Origin of the sequence: Dyadobacter sediminis (genome assembly GCF_005860765.1) — a bacterium.
GTDB classification, from domain to species: Bacteria; Bacteroidota; Bacteroidia; order Cytophagales; family Spirosomataceae; genus Dyadobacter; species Dyadobacter sediminis.
The window spans coordinates 292,002-316,275 of the sequence record NZ_VCEI01000011.1; the positions used below are offsets into that span (position 1 = coordinate 292,002).

Consider the following 24,274-nt stretch of genomic DNA (forward strand, 5'->3'; position numbering starts at 1 on the left):
TTAAAAATGAAAAGTACAATGAAATCAGTTAAGTTTTTCGTAGCCTCTTTAGCAGTTGCATTGTTTGTATCCGGTTCTGTTTCAGCGGAAGACAACGGCAAAAAAGTAACCAATCTGAAAGTAAATCCTTCCAAAAGCGAACTGACGTGGACTGGTAAAAAAGTAACCGGCGAACATACGGGTACAATTGCCCTGAAAGATGGAACCATCGTGCTGGACGGCGCCAAACTGACCGGCGGAAAGTTCACGGCGGATCTGACAAGCATAACATGTACGGACCTTACAGATAAGGAATACAATGGTAAATTGATTGGTCACCTGAAATCGGACGATTTTTTCTCGGTTGAAAAACACCCGACTGCAACATTTGTAGTAACGAAGGCGACTCCGAAAGCAACGGGCGTTTACGACGTAACGGGCGATCTGACGATCAAGGGAATTACCAAACCGGTTTCTTTCCCGGTCACTGTTAAGAATACGCCTTCAGGTGCGGAAGCAACAGGCAAACTGGTTGTGGACCGTTCCAAATATGACATTAAATACAATTCCAAGTCGTTTTTTGAAAACCTTGGTGACAAAATGATCCATGATGATTTTACAATTGACGTAAAGCTGGTTGCGTCCAAATAACATGCATTTATTTGAAACGGCTGACCGGATCAGTTTTGGTTAAAGTCAATGCCTGCCTGTTTTTCAGGCAGGCATTCTTGTTTTCAGGGGTTGTGTTCGCGGTAGCGGGGAAAATCGTCCAAGTAATGAATTTCTCCGTTTACTATATGGAAACAATAATGATTTAGTCCGTTTGTAACGGCAAGAAAGCGGGGCTTCAGCGTAAAATTGTACCGGCCGATCTGCGCAAGAACGGTTTCATTGATCGGAACAAACGGAGCTTTGCATTCCACGAGCAGAAAAGGAAGGGAGTCGCCCGACAAGATGACAATATCCGTGCGTTTGGCAAGAGCGTTATACTTCAGTCCGGTTTCTACGGCAAAAAGCGATTTCGGGTAACCGTAATGTGTGATCAGTAAATGAATAAAATGCTGCCTTACCCATTCTTCCGGTGTAAGCGAAACGAATTTCCGGCGTATGATATCGAAAATAGATGGTTTCCCGTTAACCTGCTTAACTTTGTAAGCAAAGGAGGGAAGATTTAAAGGTTCCATACGCGAAGATACGCATCCCGGCAAAGGCCGCCAATTAACAAGAACGAATGATGACTACCAAAGAGCAAATTGTAGAAAACTGGCTTCCGCGTTATACTGGAACAGCTGTGGAAGATTTTGGAAGTTATATCCTGCTGACCAATTTTGTCAACTATGTAACGATGTTTGCAGAAAAGTTCGGCGTGGAGGTGAAAGGGCAGGGCAGAGCGATGCAAACGGCTACTGCAAAGGATATTACGATTATCAACTTCGGAATGGGCAGCCCGATGGCGGCTACGGTTATGGATCTTTTATCTGCCATCAACCCGAAAGCGGTATTGTTTCTGGGTAAATGCGGCGGCTTGAAAAAGACGCAGGTTGGTGACCTGATTCTACCCATTGCAGCTATCCGCGGCGAAGGAACCAGCGACGACTATATGCCGGCAGAAATTCCTGCATTGCCTTCATTCCGTCTTCAGAGCACGGTTTCCGCCAGCATTGCCAAGCATAAAATGGATTACTGGACCGGAACGGTTTACACCACCAACAGAAGAATCTGGGAACATGACGACAGTTTCAAGGAATATCTGAGAGAAATCCGCGCAATGGCCATTGATATGGAAACGGCAACTATTTTTATTGTCGGTTTTGCAAATTCCATTCCGCATGGCGCCTTGCTGCTGGTTTCTGACAATCCGCTGGTTCCGGAAGGTGTGAAAACGGAAGAAAGCGACAAGAAAGTAACGACAAACTATGTCAAGATGCATCTGGAAATTGGTATTGAGGCATTGACTGAACTGGCCCGCTCGGGCGCGTCGGTCAAACACCTGCGGTTTGAAAACTGATTGGAAAAATGAATGAACTTACCTTATATGAACGCATCGGGGGCGATGCAGCCTTGCGGCAACTGACGGATAAATTTTATGATCTGGTTTTTGCCCATGAACTTATTTCCAGGCTTTTCAGGAGCGATAAGGAACTGATCAAGGAAAAACAGCGCCTGTTTCTGACGCAGTTTCTGGGCGGACCGCAGCTTTACTCCGATGTTTACGGACATCCGATGATGCGCGCGCGTCATATGCCGCACACCATAACCGAAGACGATGCAGTTGCGTGGCTGCAATGCATGTCGGAGGCCGTCGGACAATTGCCGATCAGCAATGAACTGAAAGACGAATTGTTTGACCGCTTTCCGAGAACCGCTTTTTTTATGGTCAACACCTGAACGGCCAATTCGAACATAAAAATACAGATCAGCAGTCCACATTCATAGTTCAAAACAAGCAAGATTTTAGAGTACGGGATTTCCGGACAGCGAGAATTATTTACCTTTGCCGCATGAATTTCAAAGAGCAGTTAACCCGATTTCCGATCCTTGAAACCGTTGCCAAAGCTGCGGCTGAACTTGGCGTGGAAGCATATATCATCGGCGGATTTGTACGGGACCTTATACTTAGCCGTGCCAGCAAGGACATTGACGTTGTGTCGGTCGGAAACGGAATCGAGCTTGCGGAGCGGGTCGCAGCCCGGCTTGGACCGGATGTTTTTGTGAGTATCTACAAAAATTTCGGAACGGCGCAAATCAGGCAGTGCGATCTGGAAATTGAGTTTGTGGGCGCAAGAAAAGAATCTTACCGCACCGATTCCCGCAAGCCAGCAGTGGAAGACGGAACGCTGAGCGACGATCAGAACCGGCGTGATTTTACGATCAATGCCATGGGCATCAGTCTGAATAAAGACACATTCGGTGAACTTGTCGATCCGTTTGAAGGCGTCCGTGATCTGAAACGCAAGATCATCCGTACACCGCTGGAACCGGAAATTACATTTTCCGACGATCCGTTGCGAATGATGCGCGCGATCCGTTTTGCAAGCCAGCTTAACTTCGACATTGAACCGGATACATTCGACGCCATTATCAAAATGAAGGAACGGATCGGTATTGTTTCTGCGGAACGCATATCGGACGAGCTGAACAAGATCATTCTTTCGCCAACACCTTCGTACGGTTTCAAACTGCTTTATCATGCCGGGATTCTGGCCATTATGTTTCCTGAAATGATTGAGTTGCTGGGCGTGGAAACGATTGACGGGAAAGGGCATAAAGACAATTTTTACCATACGCTGCAGGTGCTTGACAATGTAGCACAGCATACGGACGATCTCTGGCTTCGCTGGGCCGCTATTCTGCATGATATTGCCAAGCCCGCTACCAAAAAGTTTGATAAAAAAGTGGGCTGGTCATTTCACAATCACGAAGAAGTAGGTGCAAGAATGGTACCGGTCATTTTCCGGCGCATGAAACTGCCTTTGAACGAAAAAATGCGGTTTGTCAAAAAACTCGTTCGCCTGCATCTGCGCCCGATTGTGTTGTCAAAGGAAGAAATTACCGATTCGGCCATGCGGCGTCTGCTTGTGGAAGCGGGCGAAGACATCGAAGCTTTGATGAAACTGTGCCGGGCCGATATTACTTCCAAGAATCCCGATAAGGTCAAACGTTTTCTGCACAATTTTGATCTGGTCGAACAAAAACTGAAAGATCTGGAAGAGCGTGACAAACTGCGTAATTTCCAGCCGGTAATAACCGGCGAAATCATCATGGAAACATTCGGACTGAAGCCTGCCAAGGAAGTAGGCATCATCAAGGAAATCGTACGCGAAGCCATACTGGAAGGCATCATTCCGAATGAATATGAACCCGCATTTGCTTACATGGTGCATGAAGGCGAGAAACTGGGCCTTTCCGTACAATCCACAGGTACGACTTTTGAATAGTCTGGCAACAACATAACAGCTGTACCAAACCGATCATCCAGCAGATAAAAAATACTCCTCAAATTGAATTAAATGGAAAATAATACCCAATTCAAACGCTTTTTCGGCTCACTTCTTACCTTACTCGGCATTTCCGTATTGCTGTTTGCATGCGTGGCCTTTTTATCGGACAAACCCGTACTCGGACTTACCGTTTCCAAATGGGAATCCGTCGTTCCGTTTCTGGTAGGCACCGTATTTCTGCTGACTGGCGTTAACCTCGTAAGCAGAAGTTAAACACCGCGTACCAGTGCCGCCCCGACTGAACACGCCAGGCATTTGCGGTTTGTACAATAATGATTGTACCATTCGACCAGCGCCTGTGAGTCGGCGGCGGAAGTCACGCACATTCCGACTTTGTTCCATTCACGCGTTATGCGATTGTTTTCAGCAGGCATTTCAGTCAGAAGGTGCACGATCCTTTCCATCAGTTCCGGTTTTTGCCGTTGCCGGGAATAGGCGGCAAGCAGCGGAACAGCGGCATTCATGATCAGTAAATTAATCGCATCTTTTCCCATAAACGGCACTTTGGAAGCCGCTTTTTTATCAAATATATAGTGCTCCCGCCAGTATGCGGATTGTTCAAGCCGAAACACGGATTGCAATTCGGTATACGTTTTTGCTGAAATCAGTTGCGAAAACAAACTGCCTTTTCTTGTAAATAACTGCGCAAACTGAGCCAGTCGTACGGTCGGAAATCCAGCAGGCCGCAGCTTTGCGAACTTCCATTCATGAGGAGGCATTATTTTATCCGACAGATTGTATTTGGCGCTTAAAAACCGGAATTCTGTCTTTAATTCTTTTACATACTGATTTTCGGAATTTTCAGGAAGCAACCCCGCGCATCCGAAAAGCAACGCTTCGGTGTGCAGAATATCCATGTTTGATTTCCGGATAATTTTACAGGTTATTTTTTTAATCAAACCTGAAAAAGCGGCATCATTGAGCTTGAAGCCAAAATGCCGGGCAATCCATTGGTAAGCTGTTTCTTCCCAGTCTTGCCGGTTTTCTGCAAGCAATTCATAAACCTCTTCGGACTTTTTATGTAGCCGTTCTGCCAGAACACTGTCGAGCATGGCCGTTTTGATAATGGCACTTACATCCGGAAACAGGCTTGCGCATGGAATCGGATCGGCATCCTGCTGAAGACGCATGTATCTTTCCAGAACAGATGGTCGGACAAGACCATTCAGTTTTAAAGTAGGAAGCAAAGTGCCATCCTGACGGATAACAGGCTCGTCATTTTCCCAGACTACATGCAGCACAACACTTTCGTAAGCCGCATTTTTTTCATGAGAATGCTTGTACCAGTCCGACGAACGCACATGAATCTCAATATTCCCGATCCACTGGATACCGTCAATCAGGACGCATGCTTCTGAAAAATCCGGTCCCGCATTCCTGTTTTTATTACCGGTACGAATAACAGAAAGCCGCATCTTTTCATCCGTTTCAAGACCTGCCGAATGGAAATATTGGAATCGCCATATAAAACTCAGGATATCTTCATTCATAAATTTAGAAAATGTAATTTGTAGAAATATTTACCAACAATGCTCTTTGTTTTCTTTGTCTAAACCTGATTAGTTTCTGTTATTTGTACGCAGGTTTTATCGTTTGGTTTCTGAATTAGAAGTAAAAAAGTTTTATGCTCTTCCGTTTGCAATTTATTGCGCTTAGAATTCTCATTCTTTTTTTTGGTATTTCAATTGTTTGGGTATTGATTCTTAAATTCTTGCCGGTATGGATTACACCGTATATGTTGTCCTGTAAATTCAATGCGTTCAAAGAGGATGAAGACACGGAAATTCATCAGGACTGGGAACCGTACGAAAACATTTCCAAAGAAGTTGCGCTGGCAGTTGTAGCGTCGGAAGACCAGAATTTTCCAAAACACTGGGGCTTTGATTTTGACCAGATCTATAACGCCGTTACCGAAAAAAGAAAACGGGCACGCGGAGCCAGTACGATATCGCAGCAAGTAGCAAAAAATGTATTTTTATGGCACGGAAGAAGCCTGATCAGAAAAGGACTTGAAGCATATTTTACGATTCTGATCGAAGTTATCTGGGATAAGGAACGCATTCTGGAAGTATACCTGAATGTGGCTGAAATGGGTAAAATGACTTTCGGAGTGGAAGCAGCTTCATTGCGTTACTATAAAAAATCAGCTAAGAAATTGTCCAGATATGAAGCGGCAAGAATCGCTGCGGTTTTACCAAATCCAATCCGTTTTTCTATTAAAAATCCGTCCTCTTACGTGAACAAACGAACAGGACAGATTGTACGGCAAATGCGGGCACTCGGCGGACAAAAATACATTGCAGATCTGTAATGATCAGCAGTTATAAACCCGTTTACAATTTGGCTTATAAAATTGATGTTCAATTATTTACTTCCTGCAAAGGCCTTGTTTCTCTGTTTAAGATAGCGGTAAGTACGGTGATGGAAAAGCGAGCTGTCCAGCTTTCCAAAAACTTCATTATTCCGTAATGCATACCAGTTTGTTTTCAGTAAATACAGGCTAACATAGGAGCGGGGATGCTCCTGAATAAACAGCAGGGTTTTTATATTTAAATTCTCTTTTTCAATTTCCTGTAGATTTCTCCAGTAATTGATACTGTCCGGCAAATTACTTTTGCGTGCAAGCGATTCCATTTTTACAAAATCATTCACTTTTTGTTCGGAAGGAAGCAGGATGTTTTTATGAAAATATTCCCATTCCATATTGCTTTCGGAGCCGGAAGTAACGGATCTGGAAATATCGTTGGTATCCAGCAGAATACGCATTCCCGATTCAAAGAAAAAAGACAAAGATCCTTTCATTCCGGAAACCTGCAATTGATATAAATCAGGCAGCAAATTCGGGTCCATTTGCAGGTTTATGCTATCGGCGCTGAGCTTAATGGAATGCACAACGGCTGCAAAACCTTTTTCACGGGTAAGGATGATTGCCTTTCTGCCTTTCATTACCGTTGCACCATCGATTTTAATACGGACATGCTGTGCAAATGCCGGCGGGAAAATTAACAGAAAAACAAAAATAATCTTTAAATTCTTGATCATTCCGGACAGGTTCAGCGCAGCTTTTCTAACGATTCAAATGGCAGAGATGTAATTATGAATTCAGGATCTTATTTAATTACTGCTTTTATCAGAACCGGTTGATGGTCGGACGGATAACGCTGTTCTTTGGCATCGGTCAGAACGCCGTATTTAAGCACTTCAATATTTTTACTTACGAATATGTAATCGATTCTTTTATCCATCAAGGCATCAAATTTAAAGCTGTTGAATGTGCCTTCGGGACCATAGGGAGCCTGTTTGGTTACATCGTGCGAATCGTTCAAAATGGTTTTTATGGAATTGATTTGTTCCGTTTCCGGAGTTGAGTTAAAATCGCCGGTCAGAATGACAGTTGACTTTCCTGCAATTTCATTGATTTTCTTTACCATCAAAATGCCTGATTGTTTGCGCGCTTCAACGCCCTGGTGGTCAAAATGAACATTAAAGAAGAAAAATTCCTTTTTGGAAATAACATCCTGGAATTTTCCCCACGAACAAATCCGGTTACAGCAGGTTGCATCCCAGCCTTTGCCCGGTTTTTCCGGCGTTTCGCTCAGCCAGAAATCGCCGGATTTCAGCAGTCTGAACCGGTCTTTTTTATAAAATATAGCGGAATGTTCGCCGCCTTCCCTGCCGTCATCGCGGCCTTTTCCGATGTATGTAAAATCAGTCATTTCAGCTACATCTTTCAACTGTCCGACCAATGCTTCCTGCACACCGAAAATCTCGAATTCATGGAACCGGATGAGCCCTTTGACATTTTCTTTCCGGTTTGGCCAGGCATTTACGCCGTCATTTGGTGTATTGTAGCGCAAATTGTAAGATGCAATGTTCATGGAAACCGGTTTTTGCGCGTAGGAAATCCGGCTCAGGATCAGCAGTAATGAGAAGCAAAGGACGATTTTTTTCATTGTAAAAAGTTTATTGAAAACAGATTGTTGTTCGGGAGCTTAAATATCGGCAATTAGTTCTGAAATGGAAGCATTCAGGAGAGGCCGGTGCATGCAGTATTTTGCACGTGTGGGATTTTTTTGTGAAAGCCTCGTCTACACCCCGAATGCAACTAATTTAGAAAATCCAGATAGAATTTTAGGTACATACATGAATTTATTGAGATTATTTATTACTTATGCTGCTACTTGCCAAGTAGTCTGATTGCTTTTTTTACTTTCTTGGTATGAAAATATGTTACCTTAAGGAAATCCTGCGTCAAAGTAATAATTGAGGTTACATTTGCAAAATCAGACTGCACTGCTTTAACGCTGTTTACATGACTATTTACCCGCAAGCATCGCGTATACTTGTTGCTATTGACTGCATTATCTTCGGTTTTGACGGAAAGGACATCAAATTATTGCTGGTCAAGCGGAACTTTGAGCCGGAAAGCGGAAAATGGTCATTAATGGGCGGTTTCCTCAAGCTGGATGAAGATCTCACGGATGGTGCGTCAAGGATTTTATATAATCTGACGGGATTAAAGAATATTTATATCGAACAGCTTGAAACATTCGGGAAAGTGGGCAGGGATTCCGCGGAGCGCACTGTTTCCGTTGTATTTTTTGCCCTGATCCGGATTGATTACCATGATACGGATGCAGTCCGCAATCACAATGCTTACTGGATTTCACTGGAAAACCGGCCCAAACTTATTTTTGATCATGAAGAAATGGTCTGCAGGGCTATTGAACATCTCAAATACAAGGCCGCCTTGCATCCGATCGGGTTTGAACTTTTACCGGATCTCTTTACAATTCCGCAGCTTCAGAAACTGTATGAAGCCATTTACAACATTCCGATTGACCGCAGAAATTTTAGCCGGAAGCTGCTTTCTACCGGTTTGCTGATTGATACCGGCTTCAAAAACAGTAACAGCGCAACGAAAAAAGCTACTTTGTACAAGCTGGATTCCCTGAAATACAAAGAAAAATTCCATTCTTTCTGGAATTTTATGCCGGATTCCATGAAACAGGTATAAGGGTAAAGAACATTTTAATGGTCTGTAAAGACAGGGAAGTATGTCATAAAGTGTGCAGTACGGAACAGAAATGATGCTGTCAAAACTGGTTTCTTAAATTGTGTCAAATAAACACTTTAAACCTATTTATTTATATTTGATAAGTAATTCTTAAAATTTTTATGATCCCGGAAACAATTTCAAATGACGGATCAGTGACATGGACTTTTAATAAAATTTATTTTCAACAGCCACATATACAAATTTGCATTGACCTTATTCCTCACCTTATATGACCGAAGACTACGTAATTGGAATTGATTTTGGTACGGATTCCGTACGGGCACTGATTGTTAATGCACGCACCGGCGCACACGCCGGAACAGCCGTTCAGGAGTATGCAAGATGGAGACAGGGCAAATACTGCGATGCTTCCGTATCGCAGTTCCGCCAGCATCCGTTCGATTATCTGGAAGGACTGGAACAGGCCGTGTTGCATGCGCTGGAAAAATCGCCGGCCGGCGTCCGTGAAAACATCCGCGGTATTTCTGTTGATACCACCGGTTCTACGCCTGTGGCCGTTGACCGGAACGGCACGCCTCTGGCCATGCTGGCCGGAATGGAAGAAAATCCGAATGGCATGTTTGTGCTTTGGAAAGACCATACCGCCAATGCCGAGGCAGAAGAAATCAATTTGCTGGCGCATAACTGGCCGGTGGATTATACAAAATTCGTAGGCGGCATTTACTCATCGGAATGGTTCTGGGCCAAAATGCTGCACATTCTCAGAGTTGATCCGGAAGTACGGGAAAAAGCGTTCTCGTGGATGGAGCATTGCGACTGGATTTCGGCGGAACTGACCGGCGAAACAGATCCTTTGAAACTGAAAAGATCCCGTTGTGCGGCAGGGCACAAAGCATTATGGCACCAGGAATTTGACGGCTTGCCTTCCAATGAATTTTTTAAAGAACTGGATCCGTTGCTCGACGGAGTACGTGAAAGGCTTTTTACAAATACCGAAACATCTGATAAAAAACTGGGTGTCATTTCTGCAAAATGGGCTGAAAAGCTGGGCATTCCGGACGATGTAGTCATTGGAGTAGGGGCTTTTGACGCCCACATGGGCGCGGTCGGCGCTTCCATTGAACCATATTCTTTGTGTAAAGTAATCGGAACTTCTACTTGTGACATGCTGATTGCGCCCCGTGAAGAAGCCGGACACTTGCTGATCAAAGGCATTTGCGGGCAGGTGGACGGGTCCATTGTGCCGGGTATGCTGGGTATGGAAGCCGGCCAATCGGCATTCGGCGATATCTATGCGTGGTTTGCAAAGCTTATTGTGGAGCCGGTCAGGAATTTACTTGGAGACCATGAAGCCAATGAATTATCAAAGAAACTCATTCCATATCTGGCGGAGCAAGCTTCCGAACTTCCTGTAACTGAAAAAGATCTTGTCGCCGTGGACTGGATGAACGGCCGTCGGACCCCTGATGCCAAGCATACCTTGAAAGGAGCTTTGCTGGGCCTGAACCTTGCCAGTGATCATGCCCGGATTTTCAAGGCGCTGGTGGAAGCAACTGCATACGGCTCAAAAAGTATTGTGGAAAGGTTCAGAAGCGAAGGCATCCCGATTCATCAGGTGATTGCAATCGGTGGGGTTGCCAAAAAATCCTCCTTTGTGATGCAGACGCTTGCGGACGTTCTGAATATGCCCATTAAAGTCGCTGCTTCGGAACAGGCGTGCGCACTGGGTGCAGCCATGTTTGCAGCTGTGGCATCGGGTATTTATGAAACTTTGCCCGAAGCGCAGCAAGCCATGAGTTCAGGATTTGATACCGTTTACAATCCAAGGCCGGAACAGGCGGAAATTTACCAGTTACTCTACCAGAAATATCTTCAGTCCGGAGCATTCCTAGAAAACGAATTTCTGAAGAATGCGCAGATTACAGATGAAAACCCTATAACTCCTGCTTTAACTAACTCTTGAAATATCTTTTAAATGCTTGATCTGAAACAATTTGAAGTCTGGTTTGTAACCGGAAGTCAACATTTATACGGTGAAGAAACACTCCGCCAAGTCGATGAACATTCGCTTAAAATCAGTAATTACCTTGACCAGTCTCCGGCAGTTCCGGTAAAAGTGGTGTTCAAGCCTGTTGTAAAAACGCCTGATGAAATCTATAACATCATGCAGGAAGCAAACAGCACGGGCGTATGCATTGGCATTATTGCATGGATGCATACGTTTTCACCATCCAAAATGTGGATACGCGGCCTTCAGATTCTGCAAAAGCCGTTGCTGCATCTGCATACGCAATATAACAGCGACATTCCGTGGGCAGACATTGACATGGATTTTATGAACCTGAACCAGTCGGCGCATGGAGACCGGGAATTCGGGTTTATCATGACCAGAATGCGGCTGAACCGTAAGGTAATCGTGGGGCATTGGCAGCAGCAACACGTGGTGGACAGCGTGGGGCAGTGGACGCGTGTAGCTGCGGCAAGGCACGACATGAAAGGCGCCAGATTTGTCCGGTTCGGCGATAACATGCGTCAGGTTGCTGTTACGGAAGGCGATAAGGTAGCTGCGGAAATGACCTTTGGATTTTCCGTCAATACGCATGCGGTTGGTGATCTGGTTGCGGTCATCCATGCAGTTTCCGATCAGGAAGTCGGTTTATTGACAGAAGAATATGAATCCGTGTACGCACTAGCGCCGGAACTCAGAAAAGGGAACGAAAGGTACCAAGCCTTGTGTGACGCAGCCCGCATCGAACTCGGAATGAAACATTTTCTCGAAGACGGTAATTTCAAGGGTTATACGAATACTTTTGAAGACCTGCATGGCATGAAGCAGCTGCCGGGAATCGGTTCGCAGCGGATGATGGCGGCCGGTTACGGCTATGCCGGCGAAGGCGACTGGAAAACGGCTGCTATGGTCCGTGCGCTGAAAGTAATGGGCAGCGGGCTGGAAGGCGGCAATTCCTTTATGGAAGATTATACTTACCATTTCAATCCGGCCAATAACCTTGTACTGGGCTCGCATATGCTGGAAATCTGTCCGACGATTGCTTCAGGCAAACCGTCTTGTGAAATCCATGCGTTGGGGATCGGAGGAAAGGAAGATCCTGTACGGCTGGTTTTTAACTCCAAAGCCGGTCCGGCCATCAATGTTTCCCTCATTGATATGGGCAACCGTTTCAGGCTTCTGGTGAATGAAGTGGAAGCAGTGGAAATAGCCGAAGAACTTCCGAAACTGCCTGTTGCGCGTGTTCTCTGGAAACCTCAGCCGGACATGCAGACAGCTTGTGCGGCATGGATATACGCAGGCGGTGCACATCATACCGTTTACAGTCAGAACCTCCGTACGGAACACATAGAAGCATTTGCGGAAATGACAGGCGTGGAACTGGTGGTCATTGATAAAAATACAACATTGCGACAGCTCAAAAATGAATTGAGATGGAGTGAAGCCTTTTACAGATAATTTCCGGTTACATGTCAAAATATACTTATCTCAAAGAATTGGTTTACGAGGCCAATATGGAAATCCCCAAAGAAGAACTGGCCATTGTCACGTTCGGCAATGTAAGCGGCGTTGACCGGGATCAAGGCGTGGTAGCCATCAAGCCCAGCGGCATACCTTACAGCAAACTCACCGTTCAGGACATCGTTATTGTTGATCTGGATAATCGGGTGGTGGAAGGGAAAATGCGGCCTTCATCGGATACCAAAACGCATACCTTGCTTTATAAAAACTTTCCTTCAATCGGCGGCGTTTGCCATACGCATTCCACGTACGCCGTTGCATGGGCGCAGGCCATTATGCCGATCCCGAACCTGGGCACCACGCATGCGGATCATCTGACGCCTTCGGTACCGGTAACTGAAGTAATGTCAGATGAAATGATCCGGAGGGATTACGAGCTGGAAACCGGAAACCAGATTCTGGATGTGTTTACCAAAAAAGGACTGAGCCCGGAAGAAGTGGAAATGGTGCTGGTGGCCTGTCACGGGCCTTTTACGTGGGGAAAAGATCCGGGTAAAGCTGTTTACAATTCCATAGTACTGGAAGAAATAGCAAAAATGGCTTTCCTTACTTTACAGATCAATCCGTCCGCACAGGCTATCAAGCAAAGTCTTGTAGACAAGCATTATTTCCGGAAGCACGGCAAGGATGCCTATTACGGGCAGAGCTGCTGATTAGTTTTTCTTTTCGGTCCGCTTGGCGGCGATGTTCCGCATTTGCTGAAGGGCTTCCTGACGCGACATGCGCTTTTCGCTGGCTTTCGCTTCGTTGATCGCATCTTTGGAAAAACGGCCTTTCAGTAAATTAAAAAGTGTAAACAGCATAGGTTCAATAAATCAGTTATATACATCAAACTTAACAAAGATCGGGACATAAAAAAACTACCTTCCTTTCTGCAGCAGAAAGGAAAGGTAGTTTAATGAATTGGTAACGTTGAGTATAGTGTTTAAATAGCAGTCAATTAGCTACATCTCTGCGCAATTTGCTCCCGGGATTGAAATCATCCTGAATCCAGCGTACAAAGTTGTGAGAATTGGTTTTGTAAATTTCAATTGACAAAGGTTTAATACCACTGAACTCAACCTCTTTAACGTATTCTGCGTGAAGCTTTAAAATTTCGGACAGGGTCTTGCTATCAGTTTTCATCAATCATTGAGTATTTTAATGTATATACAGGGATTCTGCGACACCAACAAAGACATACCTGAACAATAAAATCCTGAAAATTTATAATAATAATTATAAATATAAGTAAAATAATTTAATAAATACTGGTTTTTTGCCCTTTTTAGAGATTAAATAATTGCAATATTTTTCTAAATTGTTACATTTTAGGGCAAACTGTGTATACATTATAATGAATAGGCCTTGTTTTATAATTTATATACGTAAAGTTACATTTGCCTGTAAAGCATGTTTCGGCCGCTTCCATATGCCATTTTATGTTAAATGGGGCTTAATTTATGGAAAGCTTCATTTTAAGGCTTGCGATGTCTAAAGGCTTGGGAAGCAGATCAATAATATGTGAACTGGCCCTGGCCTTTTCGATATCGCGTGAATCAATTGTGGAGGAAAGCATGAAAATCCGGATCTTTTCCTTCAGAAAGTCAGGTGCCGCATCATATGCTTCTATGAACTCAAAGCCGTTCATATCCGGCATTTGGAGATCCAGCAATATAACCGTTTCCGGCAGAGCAGTGGCCTCGTCCAGCAGGTATTTCAAGGCGTCCCGCGCAGAATTGAATGTCCGCACAGCATTTGAAATGCCGCTTTTCAGAAGAAACTTCTCATAGATCAACAGATCGAATGCGCTGTCATCAATCAATAAAAAGTTGAACAGTGCGCTCATGACGGTTTGTTTTGTATGGAAGGAATATTGATCTCGAATCTGCTCCCTTGTCCCGGCTGCGATTGTACATGGATTTCTCCGCCCAGTTTGCTGATGGCTTCATGCACAATGTACAATCCGATTCCCGAGCCGCTGTTTGTGGCACCCGCACGGTAAAACATTTTAAAAATCTTGTCCTGGTCTGCCTCCTTGATCCCGAAGCCATTGTCTTCTATAACAATCTTGGCATGCGAAGTAGTGCATTTTACCGACAGACGTACAAAAGGCTGTGGCTTGGCCGGATCCTGAAACTTTATGGCATTGTTGATCAGATTGTTAAAGATAATCCGCAGTTTCATAACATCCGACATAAATACGCCGGACTGGTCTATTTCGGTAGTAAAATGTAGATTTCCGTACTCGGGCAAATATTTGATCGTCGCCAGAACTTCGGTAATCAGTTCTTCAAAACTAATGCTCGTTACAACCGGCACGCCTCTTGCATTTTTGTAATAATCAATGATATTGATAATAAAGGTATCCAGTTTCTTGACCGACTGCCGAATCAGCTCCAGGTATTCATTCTGGGATTTTACGTCATCTTCTATCAGCGCGAGGTTCACAATGCCGAGTACGGACATCAGAGGCGCCCGCAGGTCATGTGAAGCGCTGTAAACGAATTTGTCCAGTTCTTCATTGGCCTTCTGAAGCTCCATGTTGCGTTGTTTCAGGTCTTCCCGCGTTTTGTAGATATCATAGGCGTGGGTGATGGCATTTTCCACATATTTGTAATCCCACGGCTTGTCTATAAACCTGAAAACCTCTCCTTTGTTAATTGCGTCAATGGCTGCGCCTATGTCCGTATGCCCGGTGATCAGAATCCGGATCGGCTTGGGATAGCGCGTCCTTATCTTCTCAAAAAACTGTACGCCTGTCATGATCGGCATGCGCTGATCGGCCAGAATGATACAGAAATCCTTGGTTTCCAGAATTTGCTCGGCTTCCACTACGGAAGGCGTAATGGTGATATCATACTGCTTGCGAAAAGAAGCTTTGAAGGAATGCAGATTGTGCTCCTCGTCGTCAATGTAAAGTATTGAAATGGATTTATTGCTCATTGAATTCTTGGATTGGGCGCATTTTACGTTTGACAGGAAGTGTAATCAGGAACTCGGTCCCTTTTCCAACTTCGGTATTTACCTGAATGTTTCCCTGATGAACTTCGATAATTTTGAATACAATTGAAAGGCCCAGACCTGTACCGTCGCCAACCTGTTTGGTAGTAAAAAAAGGTTCGAATATTTTGGCGCGGACTTCGGGTTTCATGCCGGGGCCATTGTCACGCAGGGAAATTGCGATGTGTTCAGGATCCATCAGCCACGATTTTACCCAGATGGTCGGTTTACTGTTTTCATGTTTTTCTTTTAAAAGGGCATATATGGAGTTGGTCAGTATATTCATAAAAACCTGATTGATCTTACCTGCATAGCATTCGATGCTCGGGATATTTCCAAGGTCTTTGACCAGCTCAATTGAATTTCCCATCTGGTAATTCAGGATAATCAGCGTGGATTCAATTCCTTCGTTGATGTTGGCAAGATTAAGGTCCGCTTCGTCCACTCTCGAAAAGATTTTAAGCCCTTTTACAATTTCGACCGTTCGGCTCGCACCGTCTTCCATTCCTTTCAGAAGCGTACCCAGTTCCGTTTTGATGTAGTCCAGATCCAGTTCTTCTTTCAGCTGCTCAATTTCGTTGATTTTGTTTTGCAGGCTTTCTATGGAATCCACCTGTCTGATGTCGTCGTACGAGTCCAGGATTTCCAGTACATCGTCAATGTCGCGCCGCAACGGCCTGATATTTGAGCTCACAAAATTGATCGGATTGTTGATCTCGTGCGCAATGCCTGCCGTCAGCTGACCGAGCGATGCCATTTTTTCGGAATCGATCAGCTGGGTCTGTGTATCTTTCAGCTGTGTGAGTGCCGTATTGAGTTCTCTGTTGGCAAATTGCAGTTCCGCTGTCCGCTCGTTAACGCTTTTTTCGAGAAAGGCATTTTGTTCCAGGATGATTTTCTCGTTTTCCATGGATACACGCAGTGCCTGTGCCTGCGATTCTTCCCGTTCCCTTTTAAATATATTGATTTTGTCGGCCAGTGCAATGGAAAGCAATACAACTTCCATAATGGAACCAAGCTGCATGGTGTAAGTGGTCAGCGCATTGTACGGCAGAATATTGATGTTCCGCAACACCAGCAGAAACAGTCCGAGCAAAAAGAGGGTCCATGCAGTAAGGAACAGTTTGGCCGGACGGTAATTTTCTTTGGAAAGCTTGAAGCCCACGATGAACAATCCAACGGCACCGACCACGCCGGCAATGTCAACGGCTCTGTAACTGAGCAGTTCGAAGCCGGCCAGGTTCAGCAATCCTGTCGATGAATACAATGCAATGATTACATTGATGATGATGATCCCGAACGGCCATTTTTCCCTTAACTGGAGAAAATTCTTTACGAAGAGCATGGCGAATATTCCCGCGAAGCCCGAAAACCAGACCGTTGCTACCGCATTGAACTGAGGTGAATTCGGCCAAATGTACTTGAAAGCATAGCCTGAAAGCGCCGTTTGCGCTAGTCCGACAGAGAGAACGTAAAGCACATAGAACAGGTAACTTTTGTCGCTGGTGGAGAAATAGATGAAAAGGTTGTACAAAACCATCACGATGATGATACCGGTAAAAATACCGTTGATGGTTTCGGACAGCTGCGATGATTCCAGAAAATTTTCCTGATTCCGGAGAATCATTGGCAAAATAACCTGATTGGAACCTTTAACGCGCAGATAGTAGCATTTTTGATGATCCGGTTCGATTTCCAGCCTGAAAATCAGGTTCTGATGCTTGACTTTTCGTACATTGAAATTGTCATACTCATGATATCTGATAGATTGGGTTTTCTTCCCGTTCAATTCCAGCAGCTCGCAGTCGCGGATCATCGGGTGAGCCAGTTCAAGGTACAGGTCCGAATTGGATGTTTTGTTGGCAAGCGTAAACCTGATCCAGAAAATGGATTGGCTTAGTCCCATATTCGGCGTGTTGTCCGTGCTTTGCCTGAAATCCTTTTCTTTGACAACCTGGTTGAAAGTCATTTTGCCGGACTTATCCTCAAATATTTCAAGGTACTTACCGATTATGATGTTACCGCCAGTAAAATTTACGGTATCTCCAAAGACGGCGTAACCCTTGGAAATGAACATCAAAACGAATAGGTATCGGGCCAGTTTCATAAAACTCCAATCTTCATATCAAGTTCATAATGCAATGCTATTTCGCCTTTCGGACCTTTTTCCAGCGCAAACTGAACAGGATTTTCTCTTAAATCAAGTATTCTCTCTTTTTCTTCTGCATTTGCAAACGGCAGTTGTTTCAGGTCGTTCACAATAATGGCTGTTGCAATAAGTCCTTCTTTGGGGTAATAAAATGCGCCATTCTCGCCCAGATCCCGGATGATTTCGAATCCGATTCGGAGGCACTGCCGCAAGGTAGGAGGCGAACAGAGTGCAAGCAGATAATCTACACCAATCTGTGAAGTGATGGCTACTCCGATTCTACCCAGAAAAATGCTTCCGATTCCATATCCCGCGACTTCCTTGCTGTTAAAAAGACCACAAAATTCCGCAAGCTTGTAATTTTCAATGTTCTGTATGTACGGATATATCCTTGTGTCTTTTTTTGCAATTGCGCCTTCCATGGGTAATTTCATTGTTTCATTGCGTATCTGGATTCTGCCGCCGCCAAAAATTTTTTCTCCATCCTCGGATTCTACGATAATTACATACGTATTCGGATCGTAAAGCCAGTCAAGATTGGCAGACGTCACTTGTTTCACACCGAATGCTTCCAATACTTTCCGGTGTTCATCCACGTACCTCTTACTGGTTTCAACATCGTCAGGTGCCTTATATGCTCGGATTTTGGCTACCATTAAATTGTGTTGTTTACCATAAACAAGATTTCATCTAATGGATGTGGGGCTGTCTGGAGTAAAGGTTTTTCTTCTTTTGAAACTTTCAGGATTAATAGATCGCCTGACTGCTCACCGGGTTCCATGACTGCGTGAAACCGGTCCTGCAACTCACGCAATTTTTTCTTTTCGGCATCGCTGAGGCCATCTCCGGATTCCATTCTTGCAAAGAGGAACAGAGGTGACAGCAAAGGCTGAAGGGTCAGGCCCAGTTCTTCGGCGCGGAGCCACAACCGCTGCGCCGCAATCCCTCCTGAAAAAAAAGGCTGATCCGCAGCCTTCGGTAATCTTACAACAGCAATGCACGGCGCAGTGCCGACGGCATGCTGCACACTTTCAACCAGCATGTTGCCACCTCCGATTGTTTTTACTGCATGGGCTACTTTCCTGTCACGCATGATGGCCAGTGCTGCAAGCTGTGCGGGACTGTTTCCAAATGAAATGAAACTGTTCCGGCCAAAAGTAGTCACCTGCTCCGCTGCGTCATCCGTGTTCCTTTCAAAAAAATCATAATGGCCATTGTCGTTCAGCATCATAATGAGGTTGCATTCGCCAATTATTCTGCCGAGTCTGTCCATTTTGTCTCTGTCTGTAATGAACTGCAATCCTGTATCGCTGACACTTTCTACGGCATGCTTCAGCGACTGGTATGCACTGCTATCCGGCCGGAAAAGCATATCCTGCCCGGAGTCCGTAAATGTCGTTATCTCAAATTCCTCCGGTTCTGTGCTTGCACGGATCTGTTCCGGCATCTGCGGAGTGTCATTTTTGGCAGTAAAGCGGACAACGGCAAGTAAATCCGGATTGTCCGCCAACGGCGCAAACCGGGTTTCTGTTCGGTAACCCAACTTCATGCATTCCATGATTACATTCTCATAGGCAGCGCCGAGTGCAAGATGAGCCGCCATGTTGTTATAGTTTGCAAAAGAGTAGGAGCGGAACGTATCGTGAAACAAGTGAAGCCGCCCGTTCCGGAAAAGCCATTTCCATGGATAATGATTGCCCAGCGACTGCAAGCCCGTTCCGGCTTCTGCAATCTGCCTGATATCGGCTTCGGAAGGCGTTATTTGATGAGGATGCTCAGGCAGCTTATCTGCCGTTTCAATGGCGGCCGCCAAATCAAATTTCTTGTTCGGATTACTATAAACGGCTGATGTACTGGCAGGAAGTTTATTGGATACAATCTCTTCCAGATCTACATAATACCTACCCGAATCTGTAAACTGGCTCAGAAGTATTCTCCGGCACACGTCTGTTACCACTCCGCCGCCCAGAGTTACAGCACTTGCAAGCTGAGGCCATGTGCTGATACTTTGGCCTACTTCCAGAAGTGATGCCCGCCCGCGGTGCGAACTTTTCATCGCATCAATTATTTTCATGACCAGCGGCACCCGGTCGCCGGGGCTTATATTTTTAAGCTTTTCACGCGGAATGCCGTTCAGTAATCCGTGCAGGATCGGCCTTTCCTCAAGCAGGTCAAATCTTTCCACATCCAGCATTCCGCGGTCACTGGTTTCCATTACGACGGGAATGGAAAGGCTTTTGGCAATTTCCCGGGCATAAATCTTTATTTCCAGATCATCGCATTCATCCACCAGAATGTCCAGCTTGCCGTGATCGGTCATAAATCCCATTATATTTTGATGCGTGATGCCTTCGGGATAACATTCAATTTCAAGGAACGGATCAATTTCAGCAATTTCCCGTGCGGTGATGATGCACTTGTTGATGCCGATATTATGGATTCCCGTTCTGATCCGGTTCAGGTTACTCAGTTCAAGCGTGTCAAAATCTGCCAGCCTCAGTGATCCGCAAATCCTTTCCGTTGCCATGGTCATGGCTACTGCATGCCCGACAGAAAGACCGATGATGCCGATTTTGCGCCGGGCTAGTTCAGTTTGTTCCTGCGGGGCAATTTTGTAATGATTCCGCGTCGTTCTCAGTTCTATAAATTCCTCTTTGTCCAGAATATGCAACAACCGGTTCGACCACGGGTAATAGATCCAGCATCCTTCCAGGTCGGTATCCTTTTCACCGGACCAATCCGCATATATGCTTTCAATTTCAGTTTCAGACAAACGTTTTCTGGGATTTCTGATTTTGATTAGCTCTTTTTTCTGGGAGCTGAACAGGTCCAGGATGGTTTTTTCGCGGTAATCTTCCATCAAAGACCTGAATTTCCGCTGATCCGCATAAAGTTCTCTGGATATAAAAACCGGTTTGTATATGCTACTGACTTGTGGGTTATGATACATGCTTAAATTATTCTGAATCAATTCTAGGAGTTATTTTCTCTTAAATTTAACTAATCATCAATGTAATTGATATTCGTTCAAAATATATCCTACTTGTATTGGCATTTTAAATTTAAGATTTTATATCTTATCGATGTTTTAATTAATACACAAATTGGTAAAATTATTTCTGTAAAACTATCATTGATTACTTCGTAGTCAAAATAAATAATTAATATGCATAAAATTAATGTCATTCATACTCGTTTGTCGGTGTTTACACTACAAGTATGTAAATAGTAATTACAATAATAATACCATTATCGAATTTATAGTATAAAAATAACATGATTGCTTTAAATCTTTTTTAGACTTGCAGCAATTGGATTCATGAAATCTGAGGAATGGAAAGTAAACAGAAAATCAGTGTTCTTTATGTAGATGACGAGATTAACAACCTCAACTCGTTTAAAGCCGCATTCAGGCGGGATTTTAATATTCTCATTGCAACCTCCGGAAGAGAAGGACTTGAACTTTTGAAACACAATGAAGTACATGTAATTATTACGGATCAAAGAATGCCGGAAATGACCGGGGTCGATTTTTTGATAGAAGTTTTAAAAACTTATTCCGATCCGATGCGAATCCTTTTGACAGGATATACGGATATAACTGCGGTAATTGATGCAGTAAATAAAGGACATATATATTACTATCTGAACAAACCCTGGGACGAGCAGCAGCTAAGGATAATCATCAAGAATGCCTATGAAATTTTTCACCTGAGAGAAGAGAATAAGGAGCTGATTGAAAAATTGATCGATGCAAATGCACAGCTCGAATTTCTGCTCAGACAGAATCTTTTATCCTGATCAGTTAGGGCCGGCAAATTGCTAACGTTTGTTTCTGTTGAAAAACAGCTGTGTTTTTCCAATCAGTGCCGGTTTGAAGCCTTTGACGAGGTAAACAAGAATCGAAAAAGTGGATGTTATCAGAACAGCCATCAACAGGATAGCGGCAAACAGTAAATTTCCAACGGCTTTTAAGAAGATGATCACGTCCATTTTGTTAAAGTTTAAGTGTGGATTGATGTTTTTCTTCTAGCTGGTTAAAAATCGTACCAGCCTGGTTTGCTTGTTTATTTTCCGCGCTGCAGAGGTCATCTCACTGGTATTCTTTTTGTAGAACTGAAATAACATTGGATGATCAATGTGAAATCCAGATACAAAATTTAACGTAATGATTTTATGAAAAAGATACTTGCAATCGGGATCGTGTCCGGCGTTGTGGTTTATTTTGCACTTTCTACATACACCAGACAAGTCGAAAAAAGTCTGAGAAGATTGAAAAATCGCAATTCGGATTCCGGCAAAAATGAAACGGAAGGTTATTTTTATCATCAGACACAGGCACTTCCCGAATAACTTGTTAAGCAACAGTTTTGTGGATCTTGACAAGTTTTGATCTCAGGATAAAATTTATATGTGCAAATGCCGGGTTTCCGGCATTTTTGTTTTTTACTGGTCTGTCTTGTCGCTTTGAAACATGCCGTTCACAAGGTAGCGGCATGGTTTTTAACCGGATGAAAGCAAGCAAGACTAAAAGATTTCCAATCGATTTTTATCCTATAATGGCCTCACAACTGACAGTAAAAAACAGCATTGAAATCAATGCGCCGGTTTCAAAAATTTGGGAAGTTCTGATTGCACCGAAATACATCCGTCAATGGGATGAACTGCCGCAGGATTTTGAGGACTTTTACCTGGAAAAAGGCCGTACAATCGACTGGACGGGCGCTTCCAGATTAATTGTCACCGACTGCGAGCCCTATGAACTGCTCAGGCTGAGCCTTTACGTTCTGAAATGGGAATTGCCGCCTTCCAGCTACAACATCGCGTATACATACAGCCTTGGCGAAAATGAAAATGCCAGTTTGCTAACAATCGAAGTCGGTGATTTCAGCATTTTATCCGATGGTGATAACTATTTTGAAAAAGCAGAGGAATTTGCCCGGAAAGCATTGCAAAAAATCAAAAATCTGTCAGAAAACAGACTTTGAGTGACGGGGTGATTATATTTGTATGAATCACTTTTGACCCTTATGGAACCTAATACCAAACTATATTACGATACCAATGAAGTGGCGGAAATGGTGGGCTGCGAACCCTCCGCACTTCGGTTCTGGGAAAAGAAGTTTCCTCAGTTGAATCCGAAAAGAGACGCCAGAAACCGCAGACGCTATACAGAAAGGGACATTGAGATTATCCGGAAGATCATGCATCAGAAGGATAAACAGGGACGCACGATCAAAGGTGCCAGAGAGCAGCTCAGAAAAAAGGAAGAAGCGCAGCTGCTCATCCAAAGGCTTATGCGCGTACGTAATTTTCTGGTCGATATCCGTGAAAGGCTGTAATGCATTCCAATTTCCGTAAAGCAGATTTCTAACCTTGTTCTTGATGAAATACACCTATCTTTTTCTGAGTTTGCTGACGGTTTCTATTTCATCGGAAGCACAGGACTTTAATCCGGCAGCAATCCGGAAGCATATTGAATTTCTTGCGTCCGACGATCTGGAAGGGCGCGGAACGGCGACTATGGGGGAAATCAGGGCGGCCAATTATATTGCCGATATTTTCAAAAATGCCGGTCTGAAGCCCGGAGGTACAGATCAAAGCTATTTTCAGCCTTTTCAGGTTTCGTTTGCGATTGACGGAAATCCGCATTTGCTGACAGCCAGAAATGTGGTTGGGTATCTGGACAATGGCGCAAAGAAGACCATGGTTATTGGTGCGCATTACGATCATCTTGGAAAAGGGTTTCAGGGAAGTTCACTTACGCCGGACAGCAAAAATAAAATTCACAACGGCGCCGACGACAATGCTTCGGGAACGACTGGTTTACTGGAACTCGCAGCACATTTTTCAGGAAACAAATTTATTGAGAAGCACAATATCCTTTTCATTGCCTTTTCAGGAGAAGAACTGGGCCTGCTCGGTTCCAAATACTTTACCGAAAATCCGACGATTCCATTGGATCAGATTTCCTGCATGATCAATATGGATATGATCGGGAGGTTGAGCGATGAAAAAGGACTGATTATTTCCGGCTGGGGTACCAGTCGGGCTTGGGGCAAACTGATTCCGGACCTTGCCAAAAAGCAGCATCTTCGCTTTACCGTCGATTCTTCCGGCGTGGGTGCTTCGGACCATACTTCGTTCTACCTTAAGAATATTCCGGTCGTCCAGTTTTTTACAGGCGGCCACAGTGATTACCACAAAATCAGCGACGACGTTGCAAAGATCAATTTTCAGGGTGAAGCCTCCATTTTAAACTTGATTGCCGGACTGGTTGAAAAGCTGGATAACGAACCGGCAGAAGCAGAATTCCTAACAGCAGAAAACCCGCATTCCGGAAGTACATCAACTGATTTTAAAGTTACACTCGGCATTATGCCCGATTACAGTTATTCGGGAAAAGGGCTGCGGATTGACGCCGTAACCAAAGCGCGTCCTGCCGACAAAGCCGGTATGCTGACCGGCGACATCATCATCAGGCTGGCGGGAAAGGAAATCGGCAACATTTACGATTATATGGATGTACTGGGAAGCCATGAAGCCGGCGACCGGGTGGAAGCTGAGCTCCGCCGCGGTACTGAAACCAGAAAAGTGCAGGTTACTTTCTGAAA

At 44.4% G+C, this 24,274-nt stretch carries 26 protein-coding genes; 15 read left to right on the plus strand and 11 right to left on the minus strand.

All coding sequences use genetic code 11. The annotated features are described in order from the left end of the window. The first annotated feature begins 18 nt into the window (after window positions 1-18). Window positions 19-630 (plus strand): YceI family protein, encoded by a 612-nt coding sequence (locus tag FEM55_RS02225; protein ID WP_138279682.1) that lies wholly within the window; start codon window positions 19-21, stop codon window positions 628-630. Between the two features lie 83 nt (window positions 631-713). Here the strand turns inward: FEM55_RS02225 and FEM55_RS02230 are convergent, their stop codons facing one another. Further along, entirely contained in the window at window positions 714-1,163 is a 450-nt protein-coding gene (locus FEM55_RS02230) for a type I restriction enzyme HsdR N-terminal domain-containing protein (protein ID WP_138279683.1), read from the minus strand. A 50-nt stretch (window positions 1,164-1,213) separates the two neighbouring features. On the opposite strand from FEM55_RS02230, the gene FEM55_RS02235 reads away from it, so the two are divergent. From FEM55_RS02235 to FEM55_RS02250, 4 genes are all read left to right on the plus strand, one after another. Beyond that, entirely contained in the window at window positions 1,214-1,987 is a 774-nt protein-coding gene (locus tag FEM55_RS02235; RefSeq protein ID WP_138280613.1) for an AMP nucleosidase, read from the plus strand. An 8-nt stretch (window positions 1,988-1,995) separates the two neighbouring features. Then, window positions 1,996-2,367, plus strand: coding sequence for a globin domain-containing protein (locus tag FEM55_RS02240; RefSeq protein WP_138279684.1), 372 nt, complete (start codon window positions 1,996-1,998; stop codon window positions 2,365-2,367). Window positions 2,368-2,480: 113 nt separating this feature from the next. Next, the gene (locus tag FEM55_RS02245) at window positions 2,481-3,917 is read left to right on the plus strand and encodes a CCA tRNA nucleotidyltransferase (RefSeq protein WP_138279685.1); all 1,437 of its coding nucleotides are present in this window, start codon (window positions 2,481-2,483) and stop codon (window positions 3,915-3,917) included. A 72-nt stretch (window positions 3,918-3,989) separates the two neighbouring features. After that, window positions 3,990-4,193 carry a hypothetical protein gene (locus FEM55_RS02250; protein WP_138279686.1) on the plus strand — a complete coding sequence of 68 codons (204 nt, stop codon included), beginning with the start codon at window positions 3,990-3,992 and terminating at the stop codon, window positions 4,191-4,193. Here FEM55_RS02250 and FEM55_RS02255 read toward each other — a convergent pair. Beyond that, the gene (locus FEM55_RS02255) at window positions 4,190-5,470 is read right to left on the minus strand and encodes a DUF2851 family protein (protein ID WP_138279687.1); all 1,281 of its coding nucleotides are present in this window, start codon (window positions 5,468-5,470) and stop codon (window positions 4,190-4,192) included. The genes FEM55_RS02250 and FEM55_RS02255 overlap by 4 nt on opposite strands. Before the next feature lie 134 nt (window positions 5,471-5,604). Here FEM55_RS02255 and mtgA point away from each other — a divergent pair, with 134 nt between their 5' ends. Next, entirely contained in the window at window positions 5,605-6,291 is a 687-nt protein-coding gene (gene mtgA, locus FEM55_RS02260) for a monofunctional biosynthetic peptidoglycan transglycosylase (protein ID WP_138279688.1), read from the plus strand. Window positions 6,292-6,344: 53 nt separating this feature from the next. Here the strand turns inward: mtgA and FEM55_RS02265 are convergent, their stop codons facing one another. Next, window positions 6,345-7,022 carry a DUF4369 domain-containing protein gene (locus tag FEM55_RS02265; RefSeq protein WP_138279689.1) on the minus strand — a complete coding sequence of 226 codons (678 nt, stop codon included), beginning with the start codon at window positions 7,020-7,022 and terminating at the stop codon, window positions 6,345-6,347. A 68-nt stretch (window positions 7,023-7,090) separates the two neighbouring features. Continuing rightward, window positions 7,091-7,933, minus strand: a complete 843-nt coding sequence (locus FEM55_RS02270) for an endonuclease/exonuclease/phosphatase family protein (RefSeq protein ID WP_138279690.1) — start codon at window positions 7,931-7,933, stop codon at window positions 7,091-7,093. A 359-nt stretch (window positions 7,934-8,292) separates the two neighbouring features. On the opposite strand from FEM55_RS02270, the gene FEM55_RS02275 reads away from it, so the two are divergent. The 4 genes from FEM55_RS02275 (at window position 8,293) to FEM55_RS02290 (ending at window position 13,182) form a co-directional block, all read left to right on the plus strand. After that, the gene (locus FEM55_RS02275; protein ID WP_138279691.1) at window positions 8,293-8,997 is read left to right on the plus strand and encodes an NUDIX hydrolase; all 705 of its coding nucleotides are present in this window, start codon (window positions 8,293-8,295) and stop codon (window positions 8,995-8,997) included. Between the two features lie 271 nt (window positions 8,998-9,268). Beyond that, complete coding sequence (locus FEM55_RS02280; protein WP_138279692.1) at window positions 9,269-10,963, plus strand: ribulokinase; 1,695 nt, start codon at window positions 9,269-9,271, stop codon at window positions 10,961-10,963. 12 nt (window positions 10,964-10,975) lie between these two features. Beyond that, on the plus strand, window positions 10,976-12,466 hold the full coding sequence (gene araA, locus FEM55_RS02285; RefSeq protein WP_138279693.1) for an L-arabinose isomerase: 1,491 nt from the start codon (window positions 10,976-10,978) through the stop codon (window positions 12,464-12,466). 11 nt (window positions 12,467-12,477) lie between these two features. After that, window positions 12,478-13,182, plus strand: a complete 705-nt coding sequence (locus tag FEM55_RS02290; RefSeq protein ID WP_138279694.1) for an L-ribulose-5-phosphate 4-epimerase — start codon at window positions 12,478-12,480, stop codon at window positions 13,180-13,182. On the opposite strand, the gene FEM55_RS24825 is transcribed toward FEM55_RS02290, so the two are convergent. The 6 genes from FEM55_RS24825 to FEM55_RS02320 all read right to left on the minus strand — a co-directional run bounded on the left by FEM55_RS24825 (window position 13,183) and on the right by FEM55_RS02320 (window position 20,610). Continuing rightward, window positions 13,183-13,332 (minus strand): hypothetical protein, encoded by a 150-nt coding sequence (locus tag FEM55_RS24825; RefSeq protein WP_171036436.1) that lies wholly within the window; start codon window positions 13,330-13,332, stop codon window positions 13,183-13,185. 632 nt (window positions 13,333-13,964) lie between these two features. Then, on the minus strand, window positions 13,965-14,357 hold the full coding sequence (locus FEM55_RS02300) for a response regulator (RefSeq protein WP_138279696.1): 393 nt from the start codon (window positions 14,355-14,357) through the stop codon (window positions 13,965-13,967). Then, window positions 14,354-15,454 carry a sensor histidine kinase gene (locus FEM55_RS02305; RefSeq protein WP_138279697.1) on the minus strand — a complete coding sequence of 367 codons (1,101 nt, stop codon included), beginning with the start codon at window positions 15,452-15,454 and terminating at the stop codon, window positions 14,354-14,356. The genes FEM55_RS02300 and FEM55_RS02305 overlap by 4 nt, the downstream gene beginning before the upstream one ends. Next, the gene (locus tag FEM55_RS02310; protein ID WP_229209056.1) at window positions 15,444-17,588 is read right to left on the minus strand and encodes a sensor histidine kinase; all 2,145 of its coding nucleotides are present in this window, start codon (window positions 17,586-17,588) and stop codon (window positions 15,444-15,446) included. The genes FEM55_RS02305 and FEM55_RS02310 overlap by 11 nt, the downstream gene beginning before the upstream one ends. Before the next feature lie 26 nt (window positions 17,589-17,614). Further along, the gene (locus FEM55_RS02315; protein WP_138279699.1) at window positions 17,615-18,316 is read right to left on the minus strand and encodes a hypothetical protein; all 702 of its coding nucleotides are present in this window, start codon (window positions 18,314-18,316) and stop codon (window positions 17,615-17,617) included. Continuing rightward, on the minus strand, window positions 18,316-20,610 hold the full coding sequence (locus FEM55_RS02320) for an Rv1355c family protein (protein WP_138279700.1): 2,295 nt from the start codon (window positions 20,608-20,610) through the stop codon (window positions 18,316-18,318). Before FEM55_RS02320 ends, FEM55_RS02315 begins: the two co-directional genes overlap by 1 nt. Window positions 20,611-20,993: 383 nt before the next feature. Between FEM55_RS02320 and FEM55_RS02325 the strand changes: the two genes are divergently transcribed. Then, entirely contained in the window at window positions 20,994-21,461 is a 468-nt protein-coding gene (locus FEM55_RS02325) for a response regulator (RefSeq protein ID WP_138279701.1), read from the plus strand. 21 nt (window positions 21,462-21,482) lie between these two features. Here FEM55_RS02325 and FEM55_RS24830 read toward each other — a convergent pair whose 3' ends face one another. Then, entirely contained in the window at window positions 21,483-21,653 is a 171-nt protein-coding gene (locus tag FEM55_RS24830; protein WP_171036437.1) for a hypothetical protein, read from the minus strand. Between the two features lie 183 nt (window positions 21,654-21,836). Here FEM55_RS24830 and FEM55_RS24835 point away from each other — a divergent pair, with 183 nt between their 5' ends. From FEM55_RS24835 to FEM55_RS02340, 4 genes are all read left to right on the plus strand, one after another. Then, the gene (locus FEM55_RS24835; RefSeq protein WP_171036438.1) at window positions 21,837-22,013 is read left to right on the plus strand and encodes a hypothetical protein; all 177 of its coding nucleotides are present in this window, start codon (window positions 21,837-21,839) and stop codon (window positions 22,011-22,013) included. A gap of 206 nt (window positions 22,014-22,219) precedes the next feature. After that, window positions 22,220-22,648 (plus strand): SRPBCC family protein, encoded by a 429-nt coding sequence (locus FEM55_RS02330; protein ID WP_138279702.1) that lies wholly within the window; start codon window positions 22,220-22,222, stop codon window positions 22,646-22,648. A 42-nt stretch (window positions 22,649-22,690) separates the two neighbouring features. Beyond that, entirely contained in the window at window positions 22,691-23,002 is a 312-nt protein-coding gene (locus tag FEM55_RS02335; RefSeq protein WP_138279703.1) for a MerR family transcriptional regulator, read from the plus strand. Between the two features lie 43 nt (window positions 23,003-23,045). Continuing rightward, window positions 23,046-24,272, plus strand: a complete 1,227-nt coding sequence (locus FEM55_RS02340) for a M20/M25/M40 family metallo-hydrolase (RefSeq protein ID WP_138279704.1) — start codon at window positions 23,046-23,048, stop codon at window positions 24,270-24,272. Window positions 24,273-24,274 lie beyond the last annotated feature (2 nt).

Bases quoted from the DNA above. Each gene is read 5' to 3' on its own strand.
- FEM55_RS02225 (WP_138279682.1), top strand. From the start codon at position 19: ATGAAATCAGTTAAGTTTTTCGTAGCCTCTTTAGCAGTTGCATTGTTT.
- FEM55_RS02230 (WP_138279683.1), bottom strand. From the start codon at position 1,163: ATGGAACCTTTAAATCTTCCCTCCTTTGCTTACAAAGTTAAGCAGGTT.
- FEM55_RS02235 (WP_138280613.1), top strand. From the start codon at position 1,214: ATGACTACCAAAGAGCAAATTGTAGAAAACTGGCTTCCGCGTTATACT.
- FEM55_RS02240 (WP_138279684.1), top strand. From the start codon at position 1,996: ATGAATGAACTTACCTTATATGAACGCATCGGGGGCGATGCAGCCTTG.
- FEM55_RS02245 (WP_138279685.1), top strand. From the start codon at position 2,481: ATGAATTTCAAAGAGCAGTTAACCCGATTTCCGATCCTTGAAACCGTT.
- FEM55_RS02250 (WP_138279686.1), top strand. From the start codon at position 3,990: ATGGAAAATAATACCCAATTCAAACGCTTTTTCGGCTCACTTCTTACC.
- FEM55_RS02255 (WP_138279687.1), bottom strand. From the start codon at position 5,470: ATGAATGAAGATATCCTGAGTTTTATATGGCGATTCCAATATTTCCAT.
- mtgA (WP_138279688.1), top strand. From the start codon at position 5,605: ATGCTCTTCCGTTTGCAATTTATTGCGCTTAGAATTCTCATTCTTTTT.
- FEM55_RS02265 (WP_138279689.1), bottom strand. From the start codon at position 7,022: ATGATCAAGAATTTAAAGATTATTTTTGTTTTTCTGTTAATTTTCCCG.
- FEM55_RS02270 (WP_138279690.1), bottom strand. From the start codon at position 7,933: ATGAAAAAAATCGTCCTTTGCTTCTCATTACTGCTGATCCTGAGCCGG.
- FEM55_RS02275 (WP_138279691.1), top strand. From the start codon at position 8,293: ATGACTATTTACCCGCAAGCATCGCGTATACTTGTTGCTATTGACTGC.
- FEM55_RS02280 (WP_138279692.1), top strand. From the start codon at position 9,269: ATGACCGAAGACTACGTAATTGGAATTGATTTTGGTACGGATTCCGTA.
- araA (WP_138279693.1), top strand. From the start codon at position 10,976: ATGCTTGATCTGAAACAATTTGAAGTCTGGTTTGTAACCGGAAGTCAA.
- FEM55_RS02290 (WP_138279694.1), top strand. From the start codon at position 12,478: ATGTCAAAATATACTTATCTCAAAGAATTGGTTTACGAGGCCAATATG.
- FEM55_RS24825 (WP_171036436.1), bottom strand. From the start codon at position 13,332: ATGCTGTTTACACTTTTTAATTTACTGAAAGGCCGTTTTTCCAAAGAT.
- FEM55_RS02300 (WP_138279696.1), bottom strand. From the start codon at position 14,357: ATGAGCGCACTGTTCAACTTTTTATTGATTGATGACAGCGCATTCGAT.
- FEM55_RS02305 (WP_138279697.1), bottom strand. From the start codon at position 15,454: ATGAGCAATAAATCCATTTCAATACTTTACATTGACGACGAGGAGCAC.
- FEM55_RS02310 (WP_229209056.1), bottom strand. From the start codon at position 17,588: ATGTTCATTTCCAAGGGTTACGCCGTCTTTGGAGATACCGTAAATTTT.
- FEM55_RS02315 (WP_138279699.1), bottom strand. From the start codon at position 18,316: ATGGTAGCCAAAATCCGAGCATATAAGGCACCTGACGATGTTGAAACC.
- FEM55_RS02320 (WP_138279700.1), bottom strand. From the start codon at position 20,610: ATGTATCATAACCCACAAGTCAGTAGCATATACAAACCGGTTTTTATA.
- FEM55_RS02325 (WP_138279701.1), top strand. From the start codon at position 20,994: ATGGAAAGTAAACAGAAAATCAGTGTTCTTTATGTAGATGACGAGATT.
- FEM55_RS24830 (WP_171036437.1), bottom strand. From the start codon at position 21,653: ATGGACGTGATCATCTTCTTAAAAGCCGTTGGAAATTTACTGTTTGCC.
- FEM55_RS24835 (WP_171036438.1), top strand. From the start codon at position 21,837: ATGAAAAAGATACTTGCAATCGGGATCGTGTCCGGCGTTGTGGTTTAT.
- FEM55_RS02330 (WP_138279702.1), top strand. From the start codon at position 22,220: ATGGCCTCACAACTGACAGTAAAAAACAGCATTGAAATCAATGCGCCG.
- FEM55_RS02335 (WP_138279703.1), top strand. From the start codon at position 22,691: ATGGAACCTAATACCAAACTATATTACGATACCAATGAAGTGGCGGAA.
- FEM55_RS02340 (WP_138279704.1), top strand. From the start codon at position 23,046: ATGAAATACACCTATCTTTTTCTGAGTTTGCTGACGGTTTCTATTTCA.